The organism is Streptomyces sp. NPDC005799 (assembly GCF_040630525.1).
In the GTDB taxonomy this organism is placed as follows: Bacteria; Actinomycetota; Actinomycetes; order Streptomycetales; family Streptomycetaceae; genus Streptomyces; species Streptomyces griseorubiginosus_B.
The window spans coordinates 15,314-36,261 of sequence record NZ_JBEXXQ010000041.1; the positions used below are offsets into that span (position 1 = coordinate 15,314).

24 protein-coding genes are annotated in these 20,948 nt (G+C 64.2%); 16 read left to right on the forward strand and 8 right to left on the reverse strand.

Going from position 1 to position 20,948, the window contains the following annotated elements; translation table 11 throughout:
* Positions 1 to 7: 7 nt before the first annotated feature.
* From ABZ453_RS33780 to ABZ453_RS33790, 3 genes are all read left to right on the forward strand, one after another.
* Complete coding sequence (locus ABZ453_RS33780; protein ID WP_359020981.1) at positions 8 to 1,093, forward strand: hypothetical protein; 1,086 nt, start codon at positions 8 to 10, stop codon at positions 1,091 to 1,093.
* A 305-nt stretch (positions 1,094 to 1,398) separates the two neighbouring features.
* The gene (locus ABZ453_RS33785; RefSeq protein ID WP_359020983.1) at positions 1,399 to 1,938 is read left to right on the forward strand and encodes a hypothetical protein; all 540 of its coding nucleotides are present in this window, start codon (positions 1,399 to 1,401) and stop codon (positions 1,936 to 1,938) included.
* 2 nt (positions 1,939 to 1,940) lie between these two features.
* Positions 1,941 to 3,338 (forward strand): hypothetical protein, encoded by a 1,398-nt coding sequence (locus ABZ453_RS33790; protein WP_359020985.1) that lies wholly within the window; start codon positions 1,941 to 1,943, stop codon positions 3,336 to 3,338.
* A 112-nt stretch (positions 3,339 to 3,450) separates the two neighbouring features.
* Here ABZ453_RS33790 and ABZ453_RS33795 read toward each other — a convergent pair whose 3' ends face one another.
* Both ABZ453_RS33795 and ABZ453_RS33800 read right to left on the reverse strand, forming a co-directional pair.
* Positions 3,451 to 4,317 (reverse strand): hypothetical protein, encoded by an 867-nt coding sequence (locus tag ABZ453_RS33795; protein WP_359020987.1) that lies wholly within the window; start codon positions 4,315 to 4,317, stop codon positions 3,451 to 3,453.
* A 56-nt stretch (positions 4,318 to 4,373) separates the two neighbouring features.
* A complete protein-coding gene (locus tag ABZ453_RS33800; protein WP_359020989.1) occupies positions 4,374 to 4,826 on the reverse strand; it encodes a hypothetical protein in 453 nt (150 codons plus the stop codon).
* Between the two features lie 162 nt (positions 4,827 to 4,988).
* On the opposite strand from ABZ453_RS33800, the gene ABZ453_RS33805 reads away from it, so the two are divergent.
* On the forward strand, positions 4,989 to 5,300 hold the full coding sequence (locus ABZ453_RS33805; protein WP_359020991.1) for a hypothetical protein: 312 nt from the start codon (positions 4,989 to 4,991) through the stop codon (positions 5,298 to 5,300).
* Between the two features lie 73 nt (positions 5,301 to 5,373).
* Here ABZ453_RS33805 and ABZ453_RS33810 read toward each other — a convergent pair whose 3' ends face one another.
* Complete coding sequence (locus tag ABZ453_RS33810) at positions 5,374 to 5,946, reverse strand: hypothetical protein (protein ID WP_359020993.1); 573 nt, start codon at positions 5,944 to 5,946, stop codon at positions 5,374 to 5,376.
* A 301-nt stretch (positions 5,947 to 6,247) separates the two neighbouring features.
* Between ABZ453_RS33810 and ABZ453_RS33815 the strand changes: the two genes are divergently transcribed.
* A complete protein-coding gene (locus ABZ453_RS33815; protein WP_359020995.1) occupies positions 6,248 to 7,111 on the forward strand; it encodes a hypothetical protein in 864 nt (287 codons plus the stop codon).
* A gap of 33 nt (positions 7,112 to 7,144) precedes the next feature.
* On the opposite strand, the gene ABZ453_RS33820 is transcribed toward ABZ453_RS33815, so the two are convergent.
* Both ABZ453_RS33820 and ABZ453_RS33825 read right to left on the reverse strand, forming a co-directional pair.
* Positions 7,145 to 7,909 carry a Shedu anti-phage system protein SduA domain-containing protein gene (locus tag ABZ453_RS33820; RefSeq protein WP_359020997.1) on the reverse strand — a complete coding sequence of 255 codons (765 nt, stop codon included), beginning with the start codon at positions 7,907 to 7,909 and terminating at the stop codon, positions 7,145 to 7,147.
* Between the two features lie 295 nt (positions 7,910 to 8,204).
* Positions 8,205 to 9,344 carry a hypothetical protein gene (locus ABZ453_RS33825; RefSeq protein WP_359020999.1) on the reverse strand — a complete coding sequence of 380 codons (1,140 nt, stop codon included), beginning with the start codon at positions 9,342 to 9,344 and terminating at the stop codon, positions 8,205 to 8,207.
* A 461-nt stretch (positions 9,345 to 9,805) separates the two neighbouring features.
* Here ABZ453_RS33825 and ABZ453_RS33830 point away from each other — a divergent pair, with 461 nt between their 5' ends.
* The 4 genes from ABZ453_RS33830 to cutA all read left to right on the forward strand — a co-directional run bounded on the left by ABZ453_RS33830 (position 9,806) and on the right by cutA (position 13,237).
* Entirely contained in the window at positions 9,806 to 10,894 is a 1,089-nt protein-coding gene (locus tag ABZ453_RS33830) for an ATP-binding protein (RefSeq protein WP_359021001.1), read from the forward strand.
* Between the two features lie 297 nt (positions 10,895 to 11,191).
* Entirely contained in the window at positions 11,192 to 12,376 is a 1,185-nt protein-coding gene (locus tag ABZ453_RS33835; protein WP_359021003.1) for a tyrosine-type recombinase/integrase, read from the forward strand.
* Between the two features lie 2 nt (positions 12,377 to 12,378).
* Positions 12,379 to 12,720 (forward strand): GNAT family N-acetyltransferase, encoded by a 342-nt coding sequence (locus ABZ453_RS33840; RefSeq protein ID WP_359021005.1) that lies wholly within the window; start codon positions 12,379 to 12,381, stop codon positions 12,718 to 12,720.
* Positions 12,721 to 12,910: 190 nt separating this feature from the next.
* Positions 12,911 to 13,237, forward strand: coding sequence for a divalent-cation tolerance protein CutA (cutA, locus tag ABZ453_RS33845; RefSeq protein WP_359021007.1), 327 nt, complete (start codon positions 12,911 to 12,913; stop codon positions 13,235 to 13,237).
* Positions 13,238 to 13,304: 67 nt separating this feature from the next.
* Here cutA and ABZ453_RS33850 read toward each other — a convergent pair whose 3' ends face one another.
* The 3 genes from ABZ453_RS33850 to ABZ453_RS33860 form a co-directional block, all read right to left on the reverse strand.
* A complete protein-coding gene (locus ABZ453_RS33850; protein ID WP_359021009.1) occupies positions 13,305 to 14,546 on the reverse strand; it encodes a helix-turn-helix transcriptional regulator in 1,242 nt (413 codons plus the stop codon).
* Between the two features lie 192 nt (positions 14,547 to 14,738).
* Positions 14,739 to 15,902, reverse strand: coding sequence for a helix-turn-helix domain-containing protein (locus ABZ453_RS33855; RefSeq protein ID WP_359021011.1), 1,164 nt, complete (start codon positions 15,900 to 15,902; stop codon positions 14,739 to 14,741).
* A gap of 6 nt (positions 15,903 to 15,908) precedes the next feature.
* Positions 15,909 to 16,328 carry an NUDIX hydrolase gene (locus ABZ453_RS33860; protein WP_359021013.1) on the reverse strand — a complete coding sequence of 140 codons (420 nt, stop codon included), beginning with the start codon at positions 16,326 to 16,328 and terminating at the stop codon, positions 15,909 to 15,911.
* 168 nt (positions 16,329 to 16,496) lie between these two features.
* On the opposite strand from ABZ453_RS33860, the gene ABZ453_RS33865 reads away from it, so the two are divergent.
* From ABZ453_RS33865 to ABZ453_RS33895, 7 genes are all read left to right on the forward strand, one after another.
* Positions 16,497 to 17,297 (forward strand): TauD/TfdA family dioxygenase, encoded by an 801-nt coding sequence (locus tag ABZ453_RS33865; RefSeq protein WP_359021015.1) that lies wholly within the window; start codon positions 16,497 to 16,499, stop codon positions 17,295 to 17,297.
* A gap of 140 nt (positions 17,298 to 17,437) precedes the next feature.
* Positions 17,438 to 17,767 carry an ATP-binding protein gene (locus tag ABZ453_RS33870; protein ID WP_359021017.1) on the forward strand — a complete coding sequence of 110 codons (330 nt, stop codon included), beginning with the start codon at positions 17,438 to 17,440 and terminating at the stop codon, positions 17,765 to 17,767.
* Entirely contained in the window at positions 17,767 to 18,165 is a 399-nt protein-coding gene (locus ABZ453_RS33875; RefSeq protein WP_359021019.1) for a DUF6415 family natural product biosynthesis protein, read from the forward strand. Before ABZ453_RS33870 ends, ABZ453_RS33875 begins: the two co-directional genes overlap by 1 nt.
* 289 nt (positions 18,166 to 18,454) lie before the next feature.
* Positions 18,455 to 18,928, forward strand: coding sequence for a hypothetical protein (locus ABZ453_RS33880; protein ID WP_359021021.1), 474 nt, complete (start codon positions 18,455 to 18,457; stop codon positions 18,926 to 18,928).
* Positions 18,916 to 19,518 (forward strand): DUF6415 family natural product biosynthesis protein, encoded by a 603-nt coding sequence (locus ABZ453_RS33885; RefSeq protein ID WP_359021023.1) that lies wholly within the window; start codon positions 18,916 to 18,918, stop codon positions 19,516 to 19,518. The genes ABZ453_RS33880 and ABZ453_RS33885 overlap by 13 nt, the downstream gene beginning before the upstream one ends.
* Complete coding sequence (locus ABZ453_RS33890) at positions 19,515 to 20,420, forward strand: endonuclease/exonuclease/phosphatase family protein (protein WP_359021025.1); 906 nt, start codon at positions 19,515 to 19,517, stop codon at positions 20,418 to 20,420. The genes ABZ453_RS33885 and ABZ453_RS33890 overlap by 4 nt, the downstream gene beginning before the upstream one ends.
* A gap of 231 nt (positions 20,421 to 20,651) precedes the next feature.
* Entirely contained in the window at positions 20,652 to 20,840 is a 189-nt protein-coding gene (locus tag ABZ453_RS33895) for an FxLD family lanthipeptide (RefSeq protein ID WP_359021027.1), read from the forward strand.
* The last annotated feature ends 108 nt before the right edge of the window (positions 20,841 to 20,948 follow it).

Consider the following 20,948-nt stretch of genomic DNA (forward strand, 5'->3'; position numbering starts at 1 on the left):
ACGCATTGTGAACAGCCGCAAGGGCGAGGACGCTGAGGCCGTGGATTCGACCGTAAAAGCCCTCTTGGCCGACACCGTGCGCGGCCTGCTCCCCGCCCCGGACCCGGTACGCCGCCACCGGGTACGCGCCGGTGCTCGAAAGCTCGTTGACTGCAACCCGTGGCCGGAGGACGACGACGCGACGACGCATCTCGACGTCGCCAAGCTTGCTTTGCTGCGACTGCTCTACCTGCAGCAGCAGACACGCAGGGCAGCCATGGCCGGAGTCGACGAGGCGGTTGTCCAACTGGCTCGGTCCTCGGTCGAAGTGTGTGTACTGGGCGTGTACTCCCTGCACGAGACGAACGTCGTTGCGCAGTTGAAGGCCGGTTACATCAAGGCGGCGAGCAGCATGTTGACCTACCTCGTCGAGGACGGCATGGTCACGAAGGACCTCGTCGACCAGTCGGCGGTAGCGATGGGCGGAGCCGCGAACGGGCCCGGCGTATTTGCGATGGCGGACCGGATCGACACTGCCTTGGGCAGCACCGGGGCCGTGAGCCTCTATCGACGCTTTTATGCGCCGACCAGTACCTTCTTCGTCCACGCCAATGCTGCGTCTCTGCTGCGGCACGTCGGCAAGGACAACGCGCTGTCTGAGCGTCCGTCGATGCCCTGGACGCGTCGGTCCGCACTACACGTCAGCGACGCGTGCGTCGGCATCCTTGCCTCGGCCATCGCCGCCAGTGAGGGCAAGCCGTTCGTCGAGTTCGAGCAGTACGCCCACGCCCACATGGCGCTGACCTTCACACCGATGGCAGTCGCAATGACCCAGGGCCTGCGCCGATCGGTGCAGCTTTCGCAACTGCCCCCTCTGTTCAGAACGGTCCGAGACCTGCGCCAGTACACACAGTCTCCCCAGGCAGCCGCAGACACACCGGTGGTCCGCGAGGCGCGCCTCCGGGAGGGTTATGACCGGATCGTTCAGCTTGCCGGCTTCGATTTCCCCGATGACGTAGTTCGCCTGCTTGGCGACGACTTCGTTACGCGAGTCCTGGATGGGATTGCCGAGTACGTCGGAAAGACGGCGCAGGCCGACACGTCGGGCGGCTGAGCTGACAGGAGAAGGGCCCGGTACCGACGGGGGATGCAGTACCGGGCTTGTGATCACTGTACTTGCTGGTGCCGTACGCATGGGTCGGTTCCGTGGTGTTAGCGCAGTACTGAGACGGATACGGCAAGCCGTAGGTCCACGCTAGGCATCAACCAGTTGCGGGCCACACTGTCCCTCCACATGCGCGACCGCTATCGCCGAAGTAACCTGTGGATGTACCCGACCGACAAAGGTCAAGATCCACCGACCATGCGGTTGAGGTCCATTTATCTTCGTCTGCCAATCTCCCGTCTTGGGGGACACTGATGGCCAACACCCATGCGCGAGTACGTTACGCATTGCGCCTGGTTGCCAGACGCCGGATGTGGAATAGCCGTTCAGAAATCATTAGCGCGATCCGTCGCGCCAGGCCGGACGAAATGAAGATTCGAGGGGACGGCTCAACAGCCGAGCACTACATGTCCGCTCAATCTATCAGCAATTTGCTTAGCCTTATGGATGATCTGGATCTGATTGCAATCCGTAACGACGGAGCGGTGTCTCTGGCCGCGCGAGCGCAAGGCGCTGAGCGAGACTCAGAGCGATTCGATCTGCTTATACAAGCCTCCGTGAGGAATGTCTTCGATGATTCAGGCACGCAAATGGCTGACGTGGAAGAGGTCATCAGTACAATACGCCTGCCTCTTGTGCCTGACGCCAAGACCATACACGCTAAGCTGAAGGCGAAGCCCAAGTCGTCAATGATTCTAAATGTGGACAGGTTCTCAAGACTTCTCTACCTATATGCGTGCGCCGGCGGAATCCAACGTAACGTCCGCGTCCTTTACAATCGTGCGGAGGGATGACCATGGCCCGCCCCGACAATTATTTCGGCGAAGCGGATGCCTCAGTCGATTCCGAGAAGGCACTGAAAGCGCAGCATGTTTTTCGTGATATCGAGCAGCATCTCAAGTGGGGAATGCGCAGTTCTGGCAATCAAGTAGTTGTGGGCGTTACGGGCAGTGGAAAGACTGAGCTGCGCAGGCATTTGGAGAGCCAAACCGATTCCTATGTCTTCAACCTCGATGCGAACAATGCGTACTTCAGTCACGATGTATCCACGATCCGAGATTCGTCAGGCAGAACCAAGAATGCCGTCGCAGCAATCCTTATCCGAGAATTTGCGAAGCGATTCAGCGAGTCTCGATCGTCTAGGGCTGTTAATGCACTGAAGAAGGCTGTGGATGTGTCCACAGACGTCCTGAAGCGAATCCCCCACGCGATAGACGTCACAGTTCCAGGTGCAACACTAAAACTGGGTGAACTTCTAAAGCCAAGCGCCGCAAGCATGCTGCAGTCCAGCCTGGATGGTCTCATTGGTGACGTAGTCGCGGCGCTCCGCAACGCAGATGAAGCAGGCTGCATCCTGATTGATGACGTCGAGGATGTATTTCCTGGAATTTCGGATAACCCGTTGTTCCTGGAAGGCGTTGCGAGGGCGGTCGTTGATATAAACGAAGGCGGCAAGGAGAGACTTCACGCGGTGCTGTTCGTCAAGCAGGGGCTCTGGAGGTCGTGGTATGAAAGTCCAAAGGAGTACAGCAAGGTCAGGAGTAAGATCGATTTCTTGACCTGGGATCATGACGCTTTGGTCGAACTCATCGCAAGAAGAATTGCGCACCAGCGAGGCGAAGAAATCGGACAGAGCCTTGATGTCGAAAGGATCTGGGCGAAAGAATTTTCCTGGTCCGGCGAGTTTGATACTTTTACTCGCTACCTTACGCGGTACTGCGTGAGTGGGCCTCGCGATATGATCACGCTCTGCAATCTCGCTGCAGGTAAGCCTGCCGATAATGACCCGATTACGAAGGATCACATCAAGGCCAGCCTCGGGTCTTACTCGGAAGAAAAGGTCTTCAATCTCAATGCCGACTTCGGAGACATCTATAGCAAGATTCACAAGTTTGTAGATCAAGTCTTCCAGGGCGCCCCCGCTGAGATGACTGGAAAGGAACTCGCCGACCTAATGGAGAATCGAGCCTTGCTTGATCCTCACGTCAATGGTGAATTCAAGAATGAGAATTGGTACCCTGCCGCCAAAGCGCGACTAGCGCTGACCATGTATCAGATCGGCGTCGTTGGATACAAATCAACTCACGGTACCGTATATGCGATAGAGAAGCCGAAGGTGTCAAGCTCGGAATTGATCGCCGAAAATATGGTGTGCGTACATCCGGCCTTCCGGCCCCACTTGAATATAGGCTAGGCGTTCCCCTCACCTGATCTGGTGAGGGGAACGCCCGCCAGGGCGAGTCGCGCCCTGGAGTGCTGTCCGGAACCTGAGCGCAGGAGGATCCTCAGCTACCCCCGAGCGCGGTTCAGATCGTTGGTGGAGCGGGCAGATCCAGCGCAGTCTGGGCCGCGGCAATGAACTCTTGAATCGTCGTGTTCCCGGCCCTATCGAGAGTCATAGGGTCGGGGTTGTCACGGAAGGCGTAGCCGAGTAGTGCTCGCACCTGCTCCGAGCTCAGTAGCGTGTCGAGGGAGGAGAGTTCACGCCGCAGAGCCTCGTCGATCTCGGCTACTTCCTCCGGCATCGATTCCGCACTCGTACGGCGTCGCTGATAGCCATGCCGACGGACGGCTTCTCGAAGTTTGCGAATCTTCCCGAGCGCTCGCGATGCGGTTCGGCGTGTTTCCTCATCGACCGACGTGTCTGGGATTTCATTGAGAATGACGGAGTTGAGAACGTACATTGCGCGGTCTTGCTCCGCATCGACTTCCTTGACACCGAGTAGCCGGTAAATGTCTACGCAGACTCTGCCAGCCACTTCCGACACCTCCAGCGGCCCCTCAAGTTTCACGACCCAGAAGGTGGCGTTGAGTTCGTTTCGGGCTATCCGGAGCGCAGCTTGCGGCGTCGTGAGGTCCTCAGCGGCGGATAGCCGCTCGCGCGGTAGCGCCGACGCCGCCTGGACCGCGCGTGTAGTCGCAACGAGGAAGGCGGCGTATGCATCACGGCGGATTCCTCGGCGCCATTGTGAGTGAGCGTTGTTAGCCTCCGTACGCACCGCGTCAAGGGCGCCGCGATAGCTTGACTCCGCCTGAGCGATGCCAACGCGGCCAGCCTCCTCGGCCGTCCGCAGAGCACCCTTGAGCTGCCATCGCCCCACGATCAACGCAGTTGGGATGCCAATTGCCGCGACAGCTGCCGCTGAGATAGCACCGATTCCTTCGAGGTTCATGATCCAATCCTGCTCGAGAAGCCCCCGGCGGGATCACCTGGTGTGCCCGGGAACCGCTACGCGACGGGGTGCTCGTCGAGCCAATCCGACAGGTCGTTGGCCGACCCCAGGACGTCGGGCCGGTTCGTGCCGGCGGCCGTGGCGCCCTTGTCCTCCCCTACCGCGATGCCCTTCTCCATGGTGTTGATCAGCGCGTACGCCTCCGACCAGAACTCCGGCCCGCCCTTGTCGGCGTGAATCGCCTTCCGCAGGGTGCGCGCCGGCTCCATGAGCGCCCGCATCTGCTCCCAGCACGTCCCCGGCGCCTTCTCGAGACAGCCGCCGTCCTCGTCGAACTTCGTCACCGCGGCCTGGAACCTGGTGGTGGCCTTCCCCAGGTCCACCGTCTTCGCCTTCGCGGCCGGCTTCGCGGTGTCCTTGTCGCTCGAACTGCTACAGCCGCTCACGGCCGCCACGGTCACGGCTAGGACCAGAGCACCGGCCGTCTTCCCCCAGACGTATCTCCCCATGACGGGGGATCATCGCACGAGGCGCCGACAGCCGTCAGCGAAAACGATGTGGTGGCTTGTGATGGAGTCGGCCCGTGCATGGGTGCCGCGCCGATAACGTGCTTCCCGACAACGCGAGGTAGAGGGGCCGGCCTGGTGGCGAAGAGGTGGGTCCGGTACCTGATGCCGGTGATGGTCGAAGTCGACTGCGATGACGACAAGGTGACCCGGGTGGTCACGTTGCCGGAGTCGGTCCGAGAAGTCCGCGACGGCATGGGCCATTTCCCCATCTGCGATGAGAAGTTCGTCCGTCGGAGCGGCGATGACCAGCCCCAGGTGCACGCCTTCTGCGTGGGCGAACCCGGTTGGGCGGATGACCGGTTTCGGGTTGGTGGTCCGGCGGACTGGCTGGAGCGCTGGGAAGAGAGCTTCGGCCGCGAAGAGACAAACGACGCCTACGAGGAGATCAACCCCTACAAACTGCGTGGGCGCTAGCAGAAGCGCCGAAGGGTCCTAGCCGATTGGCCAGGGCCAGGGCGCTCCCACCAAGCACCCTGAGATAGATCACTCATCCACGAACTGTCCGGCCTCTTCGTCGCGAGGGCGGCTCGTCGGGCAGCGGCTCGACTCGCGCGCCGACGCCACGGTGCCAGGTGTCGCCGACCTCGTTCCGGCACACCAGCTTGAGTTGAATGGTCGTGTCGCGCGTGTCCCAGTCCAGATCAACGTAGACGTCGTGCGTCCCGTGGGGAGCCATGGGGCCGATGTCGATGCCCTGCTCGCGGCGGTAGTCCGATTCGCTGGTGGAGTCGTACGCGCCCCGCATACCCTCCACTCCTTTACCTGTTGCGCTCACGATGACCGAGCTGAGCGGCGGGCCGGAGTCCTGCTTGACCACCAGCTTCCCGCGCGGAAAATTAACGTCGGATTCGTCGGTGTGGGCCGATTCGATGCTGAACTGCGGTCCGCGGGCCTCAAAGCGGTCTGCTTCCTCGCCCTCAATCTGCCGGCGCATCAGGGCTACCTGCTCCTCGGCAGACCGGGCGGCGCGCTTGGCGATGTGCGCCTGCATGGCAGCGTAGCCCGTGGCGACCGCGCTCACCGCCGTTGCAGCAATCGCGGTGATCAGCTCCCCATTCACGGTTCCCCCCTTCGCCCCGCCCCGGCGCCGCTGGAGCCATGCGCCTTCTTGAGGTCGAGCCGTACCGCGTTATTCGTCCAGCCGATGTTAACCCATGCCTCGTTTATGATCATCCTCTCGGATTGGTGGAGACGAACGTTCCAGGATCGGGACAACGTGGACGCGGGTCAACTGAGTTGCCAAGACGTACAGACCGCACGAGCAACTCTTCACTACGCAGACCCACCATGCGCCGGCCGCGGCCGATTGATCCACGCCGCGTAGCTGCGCAGGGCACACGAGCTGTGCGGTAATGACTGCCGTGGATCAGAACTCGGTGCGGAAGCTCGTTGAAGGCCAGCTCCTCCGTCTGGAGGGCAACGCCTTCCAGGACTGCATGGATCGACTCGGCCTGGAGCTGTATCCCGGCGACTACCAACCAGTGCGGGCCGCTGGACCGAAGGGGGACACCAAGAACGACGGCTACTGCCCGAAGGCTCGGGTGTTCTTCGCAGCACACGCGACGCGTGGCGAGCGGATCGACAAGACTAAGGCGAAGATCCGCGGTGACTTGGAGGGCTGTCTCCAAGAGCACCGTGACGTGAAGGTCTGGCGCTTCCTCACCAACGACACCTTGTCAGGCGAGGTCGACCAGTTCATCGACAACGAGCTTCGGCCCCGACACCGGGGAGTTATTATCGAGGTATGGGGGCTCAAGACGCTCGCCGATGAGATCAGCAGGCTCAAGCGGGAGCAGGTCGAGAGGATCGTTGACGTCATCTCGACGACCGCCAAACCGAATCCTCCTGAGAAGCCTCAAGTCGTGCTGCTCAGCCACATGAAGACAGGCCGTGACATCTGGCCGATCCTCTCCATGTCCGATGCCTGGCTACCGGCCGTCGAGCCGGAGGACTGTACGACCGAGGAGGAGGACCTCATCGACTCCGTTGCACAGACCATCACGGACTGGCTTGAGATCTCCGGCGATGTAGAGGCAACCTCCCGCGCAGCTGTACGAGACGCCCAGCGTGGTCTCACCGAGCTTCTGAACGAACTGAAGGATAAGGGGCTTGCCGTCTACGCGGGCATGGTCGATAGTCACCCTATCGGCGATCCTAAATCGCCACTTTTCGTGAGCATGGCAGTTTTTAAGGTCGCCCGAGTAGGCAGGCCAACCAGTGGCTGACATACCGGCTCTCCCTCGCTACCTAAAGGGAAATTATTCCCGACTGACAGCGGTGAAGTGCATGTCTTCAGAAAGAGCCACTTCACGCCAATACCTCCAGCGTTCGATTACATAGTCCTTCCTCTCCGTGCTCATGAGCTCTGTCCTGAGCACCGCCTCCGATGGATCTTTAATGATCTCGCTCATCTCCATTACATGTTGACCGGTTGAGAAGGTCGGCGGCAACGAATGAAGGATCCACTTGTCAACTTGGTATGTGAGAGTCGCATAGTCCTCGGCGTCTTGCTCTGGAGCCAACTGGTCGTAGGTGAAGTAGTGCTCACGGCTCCGAGGCATGTGGTCACGCTTTCGCCTCATGTACTCAGGGTTGTCATGATCTGAGGTCGCCGCACGAAACTCGCTGTCCAGCCCGTAGACGAGAACAAACTGGGGCTCGACGGGGCGGTGGGAGTAGCTGGGAGCGTACGTCTTGGCAAAAATGAGTTGGTTCTCCGGCGATGAAAACCACACCTTCCACTCTGTAAGTTGGTCGATCGCCTGCGTCAGCTCAGCAGTTGGCGTCCGCGACCCCTTGTTGAACCAAGTCTTTCGCGGACTTTCGATTTCAATGCAGATTGGCCGGATGGCTCCTGTGTCCCGTCGAACCCACATGAAGTCGGGCACGCGCGTCGGGCCAAGACCTTTCAATGGAGGCTGTCGAATCACGGCCGAGAACGTAGGACCGTGATGTCCTCCAGGGCCGATGTTGTCGGTTGCGCCAGGAAGGAAGCAGGGGTGGAGTTCCAAGAACTCCTGCATTTCTCGCTCACTCGGGGAGGAGCTTAGAAGGCTTCGCCACTGGGGCAGCAACGCTGCACGGTAGGTGTCCCAAGGCGTTGCCTGGGGGCGTTCTGGCCTTGTGTCGGTCTCTGCCCGGCGGTAGGTATCCACCGCAGCAGTATGGATGGACCCCCGGGGGGGCCGTGCAGAGAACGGCTGCTTTCAGGGCGGGTTGACGGGCAGCTTGCCAGCCGGGACGCATTTCACCCCCGAGGCGGCGTTGGTTCGCCCGCCCCTGCGCCGCCACGGCTTCTTGAACGGCGGTAGCCAACAGCTACCGCGGGCGGACAGACTGCACCGCGCCGAACCGTTCGTCGAGCGAGGTGAAGAACTCCCGCAACATGGCAGGGGCTCTATCATCCATGAGCTCATGTCCTCCGAACCGGAAGACCTCGTAGCCGCGCAGCCGCAGGGCTCGGTCTTCGGCCACCATCTCGCCGTAGAGCTGTGGTGAGGGCCTTCTGTCGTCGTCGGGGCCCATCGAGTAGTGCTGGACACCATCCACCTCTAGGACAACACGCCCTCCATTGGGCAACATGAGCAGGAAGTCCATACGTTCTCGATTGAGGCGATCCGGCTTGTTGAGTGTCCGGCGCTGCTTGCGGGTGAGTGGGTCGTAGTGCAGGTACACCTGCGGAAGGAGTGCGGGTAGTCTCCCGCCGTCTTCGCTAACGTAGCGGTCGCAGTAAGCGCGGAAGAGCACCTCTTCTGGCGGGCTTCCCAAGGAAGCCAACAGCCTGCGGTAAAGGTGTTGTTGCACCTCAACGTCCGTCGCTGAGTTGAGGTTCTGTTCCTCCCGCCACCACGCCGTCAGCTCGCCCCATGTGAGACCAGCTCGGGTGAGCGGGCGGTTGAAGATGAGGCACGCGTCTGCGTTGGACACCACCTCGATGGTGTTGCTGATCGCATCGCGAAGGACGATCTCAGGCTTATAACTGGTGGATGCGAAGATGATGTTCTTCATCTCGCCGTCCACACCCTGAAATCCCGGGAAGTTGGCCTCGGAGTCCTCCATCTCCTCCAGGTTGGCCAGCAGTGGAGTGAACAGCTCGTTGATGTACCCACGACGCATCGCCCACGAGCCGCCGTGCGTCATTCCTTGAGCACTCCAGTACCCGTGCCATCCATCGAAGTCGTTGAACGGCGGGTCGAAGGTGACGTCGAGTCGACGCAGCACGGCCTTGAGCACGCGCATGGCCAGGGCGCTCTCGTCGCCGCTGAGCTTCTGACTCTGGTCGGTGCCGTAGGCCGTTAGCTCCGACTTAATCAGCCGAGCAAGAGCGTAGCCCGCCTCCAGGTCTGTGTGACTCTCCAGCTCCCCTTGGCGCAGCTGTTCGACAAGCTTCGAGTCGAACTCATCGTGCATGACCCAGTTGGCGTCCGGTATCTGGATGAAGAAGTCGCTCGGCTTCATCGGACGATCCTATGGCGAAGCGGCCCTCTACGAAGTGTCCGCGGATGTTTGGCAAGCGCGTTACCCTGCTGCCGAAGGGGAGCTAACGCGGTGCAGCGAGGTCGGCCACGGCCACGCGTCGATGCTGCAGATCGTCATCAAGGCAGACGGACCCGTGGTTGCGAGGCTTCACCATGGGGGTTCGCCGCGGACGCCATCGCTCTGATGCTGCTCGCCGGCGTCGTGGTGGCCTTGGGCCCGGGGCGCATGCCTTGTGTGTTGCACTGGCCGCGAGCTTGATCCGCGGCCTGTTCGCCGGTAAGGACGCACAGAAGCCGTAGCGAGAAAGCGCGTTGGATCGGCTACCCCGCGACAGGAAGAGGCAGGGCCGCGCTCGCGATTCGCCTGGCAACGAGCATCTGTTGAGTCAACTCGGCTTGTGCTGCAAGGCTGTCTACCTCGACCCAGGGGAGACGCACCGCATGGCAGCAGCAAGGTCCGTGGTCTATGACCGTAAGCAAGAATGCCTCGTGTTGGCAAATGGCGAAAGGCGCATCGGGCTCGATCTCGACAGCTTCCTTTTGCACCGGGGCGACCTCAAGGGGATGCGTCCGACGGACTTGAGGGACGCTCTCAAGCGAGTGCGTGATGGCGAATACGTCACGGTCGAGGTCACGTTTGATGACAACGTGGACGAGGAGTTCTCCGTTCGGGAGCCAATCTCCTTCGCTTTCCACGACGAGAAGTTGTGTGTCATCGCATCGTTGGCCAGTGACGCATACGGCACGGAGGAAGAGGCGAGCGCAGCGCTCTCTCCGCTGCTGAATGTCTACCTACGACGGCAGCGCGCGACGCTTGTGCAAGTGGAGTTGGACCCTTACTCCGTGCACCCACTCATCTGGGAGGTCGAGATGCATTGCTCGCCTCGCGGACGGGACATGGCCGACATCTATCGGATCGGCGAGGGCGCAGTGGCCCTGCTGGAGGCGTTCGAGGGGGGACAGCTGACTCGTGCGACGACCCTTGACCTGCTGCGATCCGGCCAAGCACAAGTTCTGATCGGACAAGAGGAGGGCGCATGGCTGGACGTGAAGAGCGCGCACTACAACCTAAAGTCCCCTGCAGGGAAGATTGCCATCGCCCAGGCGGTTGCCCGATTTGCGAACGGCGAGCACGGCGGGATAGTCGTGGTCGGGATGCGCGGGAAGAAGGTCCCGGGTGGCGAAATCATCAGCAGCATCTGCCCCGTCCCCGTGGACGGTCGAACTCTGCGCATCTACCAAACGGCGATCGAACAGCACCTGTACCCACCGCCGGACTACTTGGACATTGAAATAGCCCCAGTCGAGGGCGGCAGCCTGGTCCTTCTGCACATACCGCCACAGCCCGAGGAGTACAAGCCCTTCCTTGTCCATGGCTCAATTGTCGATGGACAAGTTGAAGGCGCTTTCATCAGCATCGTGCGACGACGCGGCGAGTCGTCCATTCCCATCACGGCCCCCGCGATCCATGCGACCCTCGCGGCAGGTCGCGCGCTCCTCAGACGAGGCGAACTACCACAAGACGAGTGATACGCGACCTCCGCCCTCACCCTCCCAGTCGCCACGCCAAGATCCCGTCACTCAATATCAGCATGGGCTAGCAGTGCCCCAGATCCCAAGCTTCCCCGGCTGACTTCAGGCTGGCAGGTCGTACTGCTCTGGTGACTACTTCATCTCGCACCTCCCCCACAGTCACGCGCCCATAGCCACCGTACAGAGGGCGAGAGCCGCGAGGAGCGACTGAGAGGATTACTGCCTGGTAGCCGACAATAATTACGATTGTCGTCGGTAATCTGGGATCAACTTGCTGATGACCAGGGGGGTTTGATGGGCACGGGGGTAGATCTCGTCGAGGTCGTTGACGCCGAACTCGTTGAAGACGGCGCGGAGTCGGGGTCTGCCGCTGGCTCTGGAGTGCCGCGCGTCGACCACAACACCGTGCTCCGGCCGGGACAGGAGATCCCAACCGACGCGGGCGGCCCGCGCTACACCGAGCGGGATCTGTACGTCTCCGAGGAGACGGCCCGCGCGCTCGACGAAGCGGGCGGTGAGGAGTCAGGGCCGCGGGGATCGGTGATGCGCCGCTTCCGGGAGTGGTGCGCCGCCGAGGGGCGCGTCGCGGTCCCGTGCACGACGGCGACGTACACCGAGTACGGCCAGCATCTGATGAGCCGGAAGCTCAAGGTCACCACGATCCGCAACTACATGTCCCTGATCCGCACGTCCATGCCGGTGGGCAAGCAGCCCGACAACAGCCTCTTCCTGCAACTCCTGAAGGACTACCGAGCCAAGAACAAGCGGGCATCACGCCGACGGCAGGCGTTCCCGATCACCCTGCCATACCTCATCCCGATGATGGCGACTGCGGAAGCCGCCAACCGGCCGATCGGCTGGCGCGACGCCGCCCTGCTCGCCTTCGGCTACCGCTTCCTCGCCCGCCGAATCGAGGACGCCGACCTGGACATCGAAGACCTCACCGTCCTCGACGACCGGATCGTGGTGTGGCTACTGAAGGACAAGACGCACCAGGAGGAGGAGCAGACCCTCACCCTCCACGATCGTCCGGACCTTGACCTCGTCACCAGAATGCGCCGCTGGCTCGGCCACCTCGCCGACCAAGGCATCACGAGCGGCCCCCTCTTCCGCCACCTGCTCAAGGACGGCACGGTCGCCACCACGGAGACCCGGCAGAAGACAGCCACCGTACGGGGCGACTACCTGCGCGGCCACACCGTCAACGAACGGGTCCAGCTCTGGTTCAAGAAGGCGGGCCTGGTCACCGACGGGCGCCCCGTCTCCGCGCAGGGCCTGCGCGCCGGCGGCGCCACAGACCTTGCCGAACACGGGGCCACGGATGAGGAGTTGGAGGAGGCCGGCCGTTGGGCGAAGGGCTCCCCGATCCCTCGCCGCGTGTACGTCCGTCCTGCGCAGCAGAAGAACCACGACCCCTTCGCCAAGATCCCGACGTACGACGGAGGTGCCGCCATGGCCGAACAAATGGAGGCCCAGTAACGATGCCGTTCGATCCCGAGCGCCCGGCGCCCCCGGCCGGGATGAAGCATCGCACCGAGCACGGCTACATCATCGCCAGCCCAGACGACCGCGGATGCTGCGTGATCCACGAGATGTGGGTTGCCCCCGATCATCGCGGCAGTGGTAAAGGACGCGCCTTGGTTGAGTGTGTCCGCGCGTGGGCCCGCGAGCGGGGTCTCGGGCCCCTCGTGGTCCAGTGTTCTCCGCGGAACGAGGGTGGCCGGGCCTTCTACGAAGCCCTCGGCATGCGTGCTGTCGCCATCGTGTACCAGGACGACCTGGACGACGGTACGGCTCACGCCGCCTCCCGCCGGGCGGAGTGATGCACTCGGCGCCTGGCCCTATCTCGGAAACACTGAGACGCCATCCGCTTATCGATCACGGGGCTGGTGTGGTCGATAAGCGGATGGCGTCTCAGGTGCTGGGCCCCCGCACCCGACGCCTCGGAAGAGGCGGCGAGTACCAGAGGCGGCTGGGTAGGGTCGTGGTACACCGAGCTGGAGAGGTAGTTGCATGGCCAACGAGATTGTGATCGCGCAGACGACCATCGACAACGAGGACCAGGCAAGGGCGCTGGCACGGGGTGCAGTTGAGAGCAAGTTGGCAGCCGGCGTTCACATCGACGCGCCGATCACCGCCGTCTACTGGTGGAAGAACGAGGTCGAGACGGCGCGGGAGTGGCGTATCTCGTACATGACGACGACAGACCGTCTCCCGCAACTGGAGGCATGGCTGTCCGAGAAGCACCCGTACGACGTCCCCCAGTGGATCACGCTGCCTGTGACCGGCGGGTCGGAGACGTATCTGTCGTGGGTTGTTGAGGAGACAACGCGGGACTGACGAGCAACGTGCCGTGCGACGGCGGTCGTGTTCTGAGCTTGCCCGTGTACCGAACGAGGGGATCGATTCAGGACGCGAACTGCCGCAAGTGATGGGCGAGTTCCCGCTCACTGTCGGGGAGCCATGCGGCGATCTTTGCGGCGCGTTCCTTGCCCATCGTGTTGGGCTTGGCTTGTGACGCGGCCGTGAACTGGCGCGATACATAGACGCCTTGTTCGACGTCGCCTCCGTGCAGCAGGGCCGAGGCAAGATCACCGAGGACGACGACGCCGCCATCCGGTAGTTCGTCCCCGAGGCGGCCGACCGCTGTGTCGGCCGTGGCGGCGAGTTCAGATCGCCCCAACTGCCCGTACACGGAAAGGGCCAACGAATCCATCCGGTACGGCGTCACGAAGCGGACCCATGCCTGTTCGCTGGTGTGATCCGCAAAGTCGTAAGCGAAGCGTGCTCGGTCAAGCGCACGCAGCGCCCCTGTCTCGTCGCCGACCGCGGCAGCTTCCTCCGCATGCCTTCCGAGGACCCAGGCTGCGGCCGTGGCGTTGCCGTGGCCGCGCACATCCTGGGAGGCTTGGGACAGGAGTTCTAGCTTCCTCCTCGGTGTCGGAGCCCCGTAGCTGGCGTAGGTGAGGGCCAAGGCTCTGAGGGGAGGATGCCCGGCCTTCGCCGCGCACTCAGTCGTGACGTCGTAATAGGCGCCAGCCTTGTCGTACTCGCCCAGGTCCCAGGCCACCCATCCGGCAAGGGCAGCGGTTTCCCCGGCTGCGATGGTGAGAGCCCGTTCGTGCTCGCCAGCGTGAGGCAGGGCTACGGTGATCGCGTCAAGGTGCGACTCAACCGTGCTTTGCAGGCGGCGGGCACTGACATTGAGTTCCTGGACGTGCAGGTCAGCAGCTCGGTTGATGAGCGCGACCGCAGCGGGCGTGTCGATGCGAGAGCCCTTGCTGAGAGCGAAGGCGAGCCGCCCCCAGGGCTCGGCAGCCGCGCTTACGCCGATGGCGGCGCTGCCCAGCAGCTGGCGGCGCTTCACGTCGTCCTGGTCCTCCTCTTCACGGACATTCCCCCTCCTCCGTCGGGCGCGGGCGGCCTTGGCCTCCCGCAGTAGTTCTTCGAAGGGGACGCCGGAGGCCGCTGCGATGTGGGCGAGTGTGTGGTTCGTTGGGACGTTCTCGAACTTCTCATAGCGGCTGATCTCCCGGCGGGTCAGGGTTGCCCGGCCGGAGACAGTGTTGATCGCGTCTGCCTGCTGCTCTTGCGTCCGGCCTGCTTCCTTCCGGAGCCGGAGCAACAGTTCGGCGAACGGATCTGGCATGAGTGTGACCTCTGTCGTGGGCGGAATCCAATCATGGCCCCAATTCCCCCCTGAGTTTCCCCCCTTGACAGATTTTTCCCCCTCTGGATTCCCCTGGTAGACGGCTTCGTAGCACGGTGCGATGGGCCCATGACCACGTTCCTTAAGTCAGGCGACCGAGGCGAGCCGGTGCTGCTCTGGGACGAGATCAAGTTACGCGGCCATCTCTTGCCGAATCCGGTCCAGGGCATGGTCTGCGACTTCCCTGATCTCTGGCAGCCGGTGGTGCGCCGCGCGCACGATGCGCTGCAACTGGTGGGGAAGGCGCTGGCGGACAGCTTCGTCGACGGCGGTGTGCAGGGACTCAGCGGCGCCGCCACAGTCCTCGGCGGCCAGCCGTACTTGGGCCACTGTGATGAGCTCGATCACGCGCCACTGCGGGGCGACGGTGGTCGTCGGCACAGGACTGCCCTGCTCGACCAGTTGTATGGCAACGTCGGTCCTGCCAGTAGCCATCAGCCCCCGCAGCCGGATCTCGTGCAGGGCGTAGGGGTTGAACAACGACGTGTGCTCTGTCTCGTCGAGAAGCTGGTCCGTCTCCCGCATCGCCTCGTCGAACAGGGGCTGGTTCCGGAGGACGCCGGCCGCGCGAGCGAGGAGTGGGAGTACGGCTGCTTTCGCCTCGTGGTGCGGTGCGATGGCAGCCGCGTGCTGCAGGCGGTCGACGGCGGCTCCGTGGAGGCGGGCCTTGCGCAGTTCGTTGCCATGCATGCGCAACACGTAGGAGTTGAAGGCTGGGTCTCCGAAGTAGCGGGCGATATCGATGCTCTTCGCGGTCCAGCGGGCGGCGGTACTCAGTCGTTCCTCCGGCAGGACGTTGCCCAGGGCGACGCCGAGGCCGACACGGGCTCGGGCCAGGAGGTGCAAGACGTCCCGCTCCGTGTGCCCGTCCTCCATTCGTGCTTCGAGCCGGGCGACCAGGGGCCACAGCTCCGCGACGGCTTCGGAGGCGTGCCCGGACTGTCGAGCGATCTCGGCGAGGCGGACGGTGGACTCGCCGAACTGGAGCATGGCGCGGTGGTCGGTGTCCGCGGGATCGGTGACGCCGACGGCGTGAGGTGGCAGACGCAGGGCCTCGGCGATGTGCCGACGGGAGCTGACATCTTCGAGGGTCCGTTTGCCGAGTTCGAGGAGCGAGATGTACGTCTTGTCATAGCCGAGGAGCTGTCCGAGTTCGGACTGGTTCATGCCGTGTACAGCGCGGTGGAAGCGCAGGATGGCCCCGAGGTCGCGGGTGGCGAGGATTGCCTCGGCCTGCGGGGTTGCCCAGTGCCACAGGGCGTGTTGCGAGCACCGTGCGACCATCGCGCTGTCCATGGTCGGTCACATCCGTGCGTACCAGGCGGCGATGGACTGCTTGTATCCGTCCGGCATGGTCAGGCCGGGCACTTCGTCGGCGGTGAACATGCCGAGCTGTTTGTGCTCGTGACTCAGCACGGGGGTCTTGTCCGGGGTGAGGACGGTGCATCCGTAGGTGACGATCACGACTCGCCGGTCCGGCATGGTCGCGGGCAGGGGCTGGTAGATCCACACGTCCAGGAGGGGACCGGCCTTCACCGCCCAGCCGGTCTCCTCCTCGATCTCCCTCTGCAATGCCAACTCAGGTGTGGCATCGGAGGGTTCGAGTCGGCCTCCAGGCAGTTCCCACTCCTCGCGTTCGTTCTTCAGCAGCAGTACGCGTCGGCGGCTGTCCACGGCCACGCCTTTGACGGAGACGGGCCATGTGGGGGGCGTGTACGCCATCGCTCTCCTCGGATTGCACGTACGGCCGGGGGTGTTCGGAACGTAGCACGCGACCCGTGGCGCGAGTTGGGCATGGGCGAATTGCCCGAGTCGACAATCTGTCGCTTTACCCCCGACCCACCGGCCCCGAACAGTGGAAGCACCACATCGCCGCTAAGGAGATCCAGGATGCGCCGAGTTCATCAGCCGTACGCCGACGTCCTCGTGCGCAGCCGTATCGACCTCACCGTGCCGGGAGCGGAAGAGAGGATCGCGGGGCGGCTGCGGGAAACGGGCTTGGTCACTGTCGACGGTCTCGCCTCGCGCACTGCCGTGCTCGCCTTTGTCACCCGGATCATGAATCTGGTGCCGCACCGCGACAGTGACCCGGACGGCCTCACCACGATCTGCGACACCCGACGCGACGCGCATCGGGCAGGCTTTGCTGGGTTCGGCAACGGCCCCCTCGATCCGCACACCGAACGCTCCGGCACACCCAATCCGCCCCGTCTGATGCTCCTTGTGTGCGGGCAAGCTGCCGTGACCGGTGGGGAATGCCTGCTCACCGATGGGCAGGCCGTGCACTCCGACCTCTTCACTGGTGAACGGCAGGCCGGGGTTGCGCTGGCGCAACCCCGCACCGCGTTCTTCGGGGCCGGAGACGGTCATGCCACGCAGGTGTTTACCGTCCACGACGATCTGAGGGTGTCCGTGCGCCTGCGGTTCGACGGGCTGGCGCGCTGGAACCCGATGGTGCAGCCCTACCTCCCGCGGCTGCGGGCCGCAGCCGGACGTCATCAGGTGCGTCTCGCCTTGGCTCCCGGCCAGGGCTACCTGCTGGATAACGAACGCTGGCTGCACGCGCGACGTGCCTTCACTGGCGATCGGCTCTTCTGGCGTGCCCTTGGTCAGCCACTGTTTCCCATGCCGCGTGGGTTCGTTCCCGCCCCCGCCTCCGTCCGCACACCCATGCTCTCGGAGGCGGGATGATGACGGAGCGAAGCATCACGTTCGCGACGGGTGCGATGACGTCCACCGGGTCTGGCGTCCTTAGTGCCTCAGCCGGGGACCAGGCAGTTGAGAGCGGCTTCGAGGTCGACTTCCTCCCGGCTGAGATCCGCACTGGCCAGATGAGACAGATCACCAGGGCACAGCTGAGCCAATGGGACCTGACGAAGCTCACCGACGACGCCACGCTCGTCGTCTCGGAGTTGGTCACCAACGCCATCAAGCATGGCAAGGGAAGACCGGTCGGACTCAGGGTGCGGCGCTCCGCCTATGAACTTCGCATCGAGGTGACCGACGGCACCCCGACTCCGGCACGGCTGCGTTCTGCCGGCCTGGCCGACGAGAGCGGCCGCGGCCTGTTACTCGTCGCGGCCGTCGCGAAGGAGTGGGGCGTGAGCCCCGACGGCACGATGACGTGGTGCTCCCTGGCGATCCCCGATGGGAGATCGTGATGGTCGCAGTGACGGCTGACGTCGCCGTGCGGTTGCTGAGCCCGCGAGCCTCCAACGATCACGAGACGATGGGTGTGGTCCTGTACGGCCTTCGCCGCTCCCTCGCCAGCGAGGCGATTGACGAGCAGCTGTACGACGACCTGGAGGCCGTACTCGGCGAGTACGGCCATCCTGCCCCGCATCTGGTCACGGCCATCGCGGCGCGGTTCCGCGAGGCGACCACCACGTTCGTGGAGATCGTTCCGTACCTCGTGCGGCCGTACCCGGTCGACGAGATGCGGCGCCTGATCTACGTGAGCGCCGAGCACCCCCACCCCGATGACGCACCGGGCCACCTCCGACGGCTCGCCCTGGCCGTCCTCTCGATTCTCGACCTGATGGGAGAAGCCGCCTCGTGACGCGCACTCCCCTAGCCGACGTCGGGCGGCATCCCCTGTCTGCCCGACTCGCCGCTCCCGCTGGGCCACGGCTCTCTACATCCCCCACGGGAGAGACGAGGCGCCCCAGCGCCGGGCGGAACCCCCGCCGCCTCGCCGCTCTGGTCGGCACGCTCGCCATCGCCGTCGTACGCCAATTGCGGCGCTGTCGGCGGCCGGCACCCGCCATTCATCGGCTCGCGGCCACCGAGGTGCTGCCATTCGCCGCGCTGTGCTGGCAGATCACCCATGCCCGCCAAGGAGGAGAAAAGTGACCACGACCGCCGTCGCCAGGATCGTCCTGGCCCCGAGGGAGCGGCAGGTCCTCGAGGGCCTGGCCGACGGCAGCACGCTCGCCGTGGTCGCGTTGGACCTCAAGATCCGCGAGGGCACGGCCGCGGGATACCTCAAGCTCGCCAAGCGCAAGTTGCACGGCGTGGGCGAGAACGCCGCCGCGCTCGCCGTCGGCTACGCCACCGAGGCCATCACCCGCCCGGACCTGCTGGACCCCGCAGGGCTGTTCCTGCCCCGCGAACAGCGCGACCTCGTGCCGCTCATCGCACGGGGACTGACGGCCGCGCAAATCCTCACCGAACTGAAGCCGAGGCGGACGATCGACATCATCCGCAGGGACGGCCGTGACCTCATGACGAACCTCGGGGCCAAGAACCGCGCCCACGTCATCACGCGGGCATGGGAGTACGAGGTCCTGACCGCGGACCAGGTGATCGCATGGCTGCGTTGAGCCCCACCGTCCCCAACGAGGCCGAGATCCTGTTGGTCGTCGAGGCGGCGCTCCAATGGGACCTGAACAGTACCGATCTCCCGCCCGTCGACGTCGCTCTCGACATGGCCGAGCAGTTCACCCGCTACGGCCGGATGGTCGCCGACGAGCTGCGTACTCAGTGCCTCAGGATCCCGGCCGATTCTGACGCTGGTCTCGGTGCACAGGCCACGCTCGGCGAAGCAGCCAGGCGCCTCAACCTGAAGCCTTTGGCCCGGAGCGCCGCCCCGCGGTCGGCCGCGCACCGCGCGCAGAACCTCGCCCGCCTCGTCCAGGCCCTGAACCGTGCGATGGATCAGGTCCGCGAGGAGGAAGCCGTTTCCGCTCCGTACGGAAGCTGCTGCGGAGATGACCCAGGACTGGGGTCTCCTCCCGGTCGTGTGGACCATCGTGCCCGTGCACGGGAGGTCCCGAGACCACGCCTTCGATGGAGGAGATGGCGCCGAGACCCCGCGCCCCGGCCGCGCTCTGTGGGGGAGCAAGCGGTCGGCCCATCGACTCAGCCCACCCCACACGTGGTTATCGAACCCCGGCCTGAAGGGACTCCATGAACGCCAGCACCGTTGACGTCGTTGTCTGGAACATCGAGGCAGACGGCGGCCGGAACGGCGAACGCCGCGACCTCGCGCTCGACATCCTCGCCGAATACGACCCCGACGTCCTGCTTCAGCAAGAGGCGAAGCACAGCCGGGAACGCGGTGGGCGGCTCATGCATGCCACGGAGAAGCGACTGAAGCTGCGCGGCTTCCTCGCCGCGGCCAACCCGCACGTCGACGCCGACATCGCGACCGCCGTGTACCTGCGGCCCGAGATGTTCCACGTCGCCGAGCAGAAGCCCCGCGCGAAGCCGTGGTGGCTGCACCCCTGCCACGTACAGGCGCAGCTCGGCGACTGCCCCACACCGCTCAACTTCGTGTCGCTCCACATGTGCTACTTCGACGCCGATCAACGGCTCACCGAGGCCGGCTGGATGACCACGATGGCCGAACTCGGGATGGTCACCATCGCGGCTGGGGACACGAACAGCTATCCGCGGCGCTCCGAACCGATCGCGCTGCCAACGTGGGAGAAGGTCACCGACCGCGCGCACATGGTCCAGCGCACCTACCTGGACGCAAACGGCACCCGCCGGAGCGACACCCGGCCCGACGGGGTACTCATCGACGCCGGGTTCGTCGACCTCGCCCGCCACGCCGCGGACCACCTCGGCGAAGTCGGCAAGGAAGCCCTGGCCGCCACGGCGGGATTCAACAAGCCGCACCAGGGCGGGCCGCAGCGCATCGACCGCGGGTACGGCGTCGGCGGCGTGGCCTCCGCACTCGAACACGTCGAGGTCGTCGACAACGAGGACACCCGAGCAGCTTCCGACCACGCGCTGCTGATCTACCGCTTCCACCGCACCCGCCTGGAGCGGGTGCTCACCCAAGCTCAGTACGCGCTGTGCGCGGGTTGATGAGACTGCCCGCCCGTCGTCGGCGACGGGCGGGTGCACCACCCGGCAGCCGGACCTGCGAATGCGGCTCGGTGCCGGACGAGACGTGTGGGGAGGAGCCCCTTTCCCTCCCATGGGACTGGTCCCCACACAAACCGGCTCAACGGAAGACGCCGAGGCCCGCAGAGATCACCGTGTGGCTGGCGGGCCCCGGACCTTGCACCATCCGTCCACTGCCCCAAGGAGGCATGAATGACCGTTCAACTGGAGCATCCGGTTACTCCCGAGCAGCCGACCGCTGACGCCACCGCTGTCGCCGACGACCCGTTCCAGCTCGACATCACCTTCATCGAGGGGACGCCGGCGACCGAGACGGTGCTGATGTGCAGCACTGGTGACAACTGCGGCAGCTCCTGCCCGAGCGCCTGCACCACCTCGTAAGACAGGTCAGCCCGATGGCGTGGGTCGGACGGAGCTTTCGGCAACCAGGTACGCGAGAGCGGCGCCGGTTTAGGCGCAGAGAAGGGCGGTGGCGGCGGTGCGCCGTAC

Bases quoted from the DNA above. Each gene is read 5' to 3' on its own strand.
- ABZ453_RS33785 (WP_359020983.1), top strand. From the start codon at position 1,399: ATGGCCAACACCCATGCGCGAGTACGTTACGCATTGCGCCTGGTTGCC.
- ABZ453_RS33790 (WP_359020985.1), top strand. From the start codon at position 1,941: ATGGCCCGCCCCGACAATTATTTCGGCGAAGCGGATGCCTCAGTCGAT.
- ABZ453_RS33795 (WP_359020987.1), bottom strand. From the start codon at position 4,317: ATGAACCTCGAAGGAATCGGTGCTATCTCAGCGGCAGCTGTCGCGGCA.
- ABZ453_RS33800 (WP_359020989.1), bottom strand. From the start codon at position 4,826: ATGGGGAGATACGTCTGGGGGAAGACGGCCGGTGCTCTGGTCCTAGCC.
- ABZ453_RS33805 (WP_359020991.1), top strand. From the start codon at position 4,989: ATGCCGGTGATGGTCGAAGTCGACTGCGATGACGACAAGGTGACCCGG.
- ABZ453_RS33820 (WP_359020997.1), bottom strand. From the start codon at position 7,909: ATGCAGGAGTTCTTGGAACTCCACCCCTGCTTCCTTCCTGGCGCAACC.
- ABZ453_RS33825 (WP_359020999.1), bottom strand. From the start codon at position 9,344: ATGAAGCCGAGCGACTTCTTCATCCAGATACCGGACGCCAACTGGGTC.
- ABZ453_RS33830 (WP_359021001.1), top strand. From the start codon at position 9,806: ATGGCAGCAGCAAGGTCCGTGGTCTATGACCGTAAGCAAGAATGCCTC.
- ABZ453_RS33835 (WP_359021003.1), top strand. From the start codon at position 11,192: ATGGGCACGGGGGTAGATCTCGTCGAGGTCGTTGACGCCGAACTCGTT.
- ABZ453_RS33840 (WP_359021005.1), top strand. From the start codon at position 12,379: ATGCCGTTCGATCCCGAGCGCCCGGCGCCCCCGGCCGGGATGAAGCAT.
- cutA (WP_359021007.1), top strand. From the start codon at position 12,911: ATGGCCAACGAGATTGTGATCGCGCAGACGACCATCGACAACGAGGAC.
- ABZ453_RS33850 (WP_359021009.1), bottom strand. From the start codon at position 14,546: ATGCCAGATCCGTTCGCCGAACTGTTGCTCCGGCTCCGGAAGGAAGCA.
- ABZ453_RS33855 (WP_359021011.1), bottom strand. From the start codon at position 15,902: ATGGACAGCGCGATGGTCGCACGGTGCTCGCAACACGCCCTGTGGCAC.
- ABZ453_RS33860 (WP_359021013.1), bottom strand. From the start codon at position 16,328: ATGGCGTACACGCCCCCCACATGGCCCGTCTCCGTCAAAGGCGTGGCC.
- ABZ453_RS33865 (WP_359021015.1), top strand. From the start codon at position 16,497: ATGCGCCGAGTTCATCAGCCGTACGCCGACGTCCTCGTGCGCAGCCGT.
- ABZ453_RS33870 (WP_359021017.1), top strand. From the start codon at position 17,438: ATGAGACAGATCACCAGGGCACAGCTGAGCCAATGGGACCTGACGAAG.
- ABZ453_RS33875 (WP_359021019.1), top strand. From the start codon at position 17,767: ATGGTCGCAGTGACGGCTGACGTCGCCGTGCGGTTGCTGAGCCCGCGA.
- ABZ453_RS33885 (WP_359021023.1), top strand. From the start codon at position 18,916: ATGGCTGCGTTGAGCCCCACCGTCCCCAACGAGGCCGAGATCCTGTTG.
- ABZ453_RS33890 (WP_359021025.1), top strand. From the start codon at position 19,515: ATGAACGCCAGCACCGTTGACGTCGTTGTCTGGAACATCGAGGCAGAC.
- ABZ453_RS33895 (WP_359021027.1), top strand. From the start codon at position 20,652: ATGACCGTTCAACTGGAGCATCCGGTTACTCCCGAGCAGCCGACCGCT.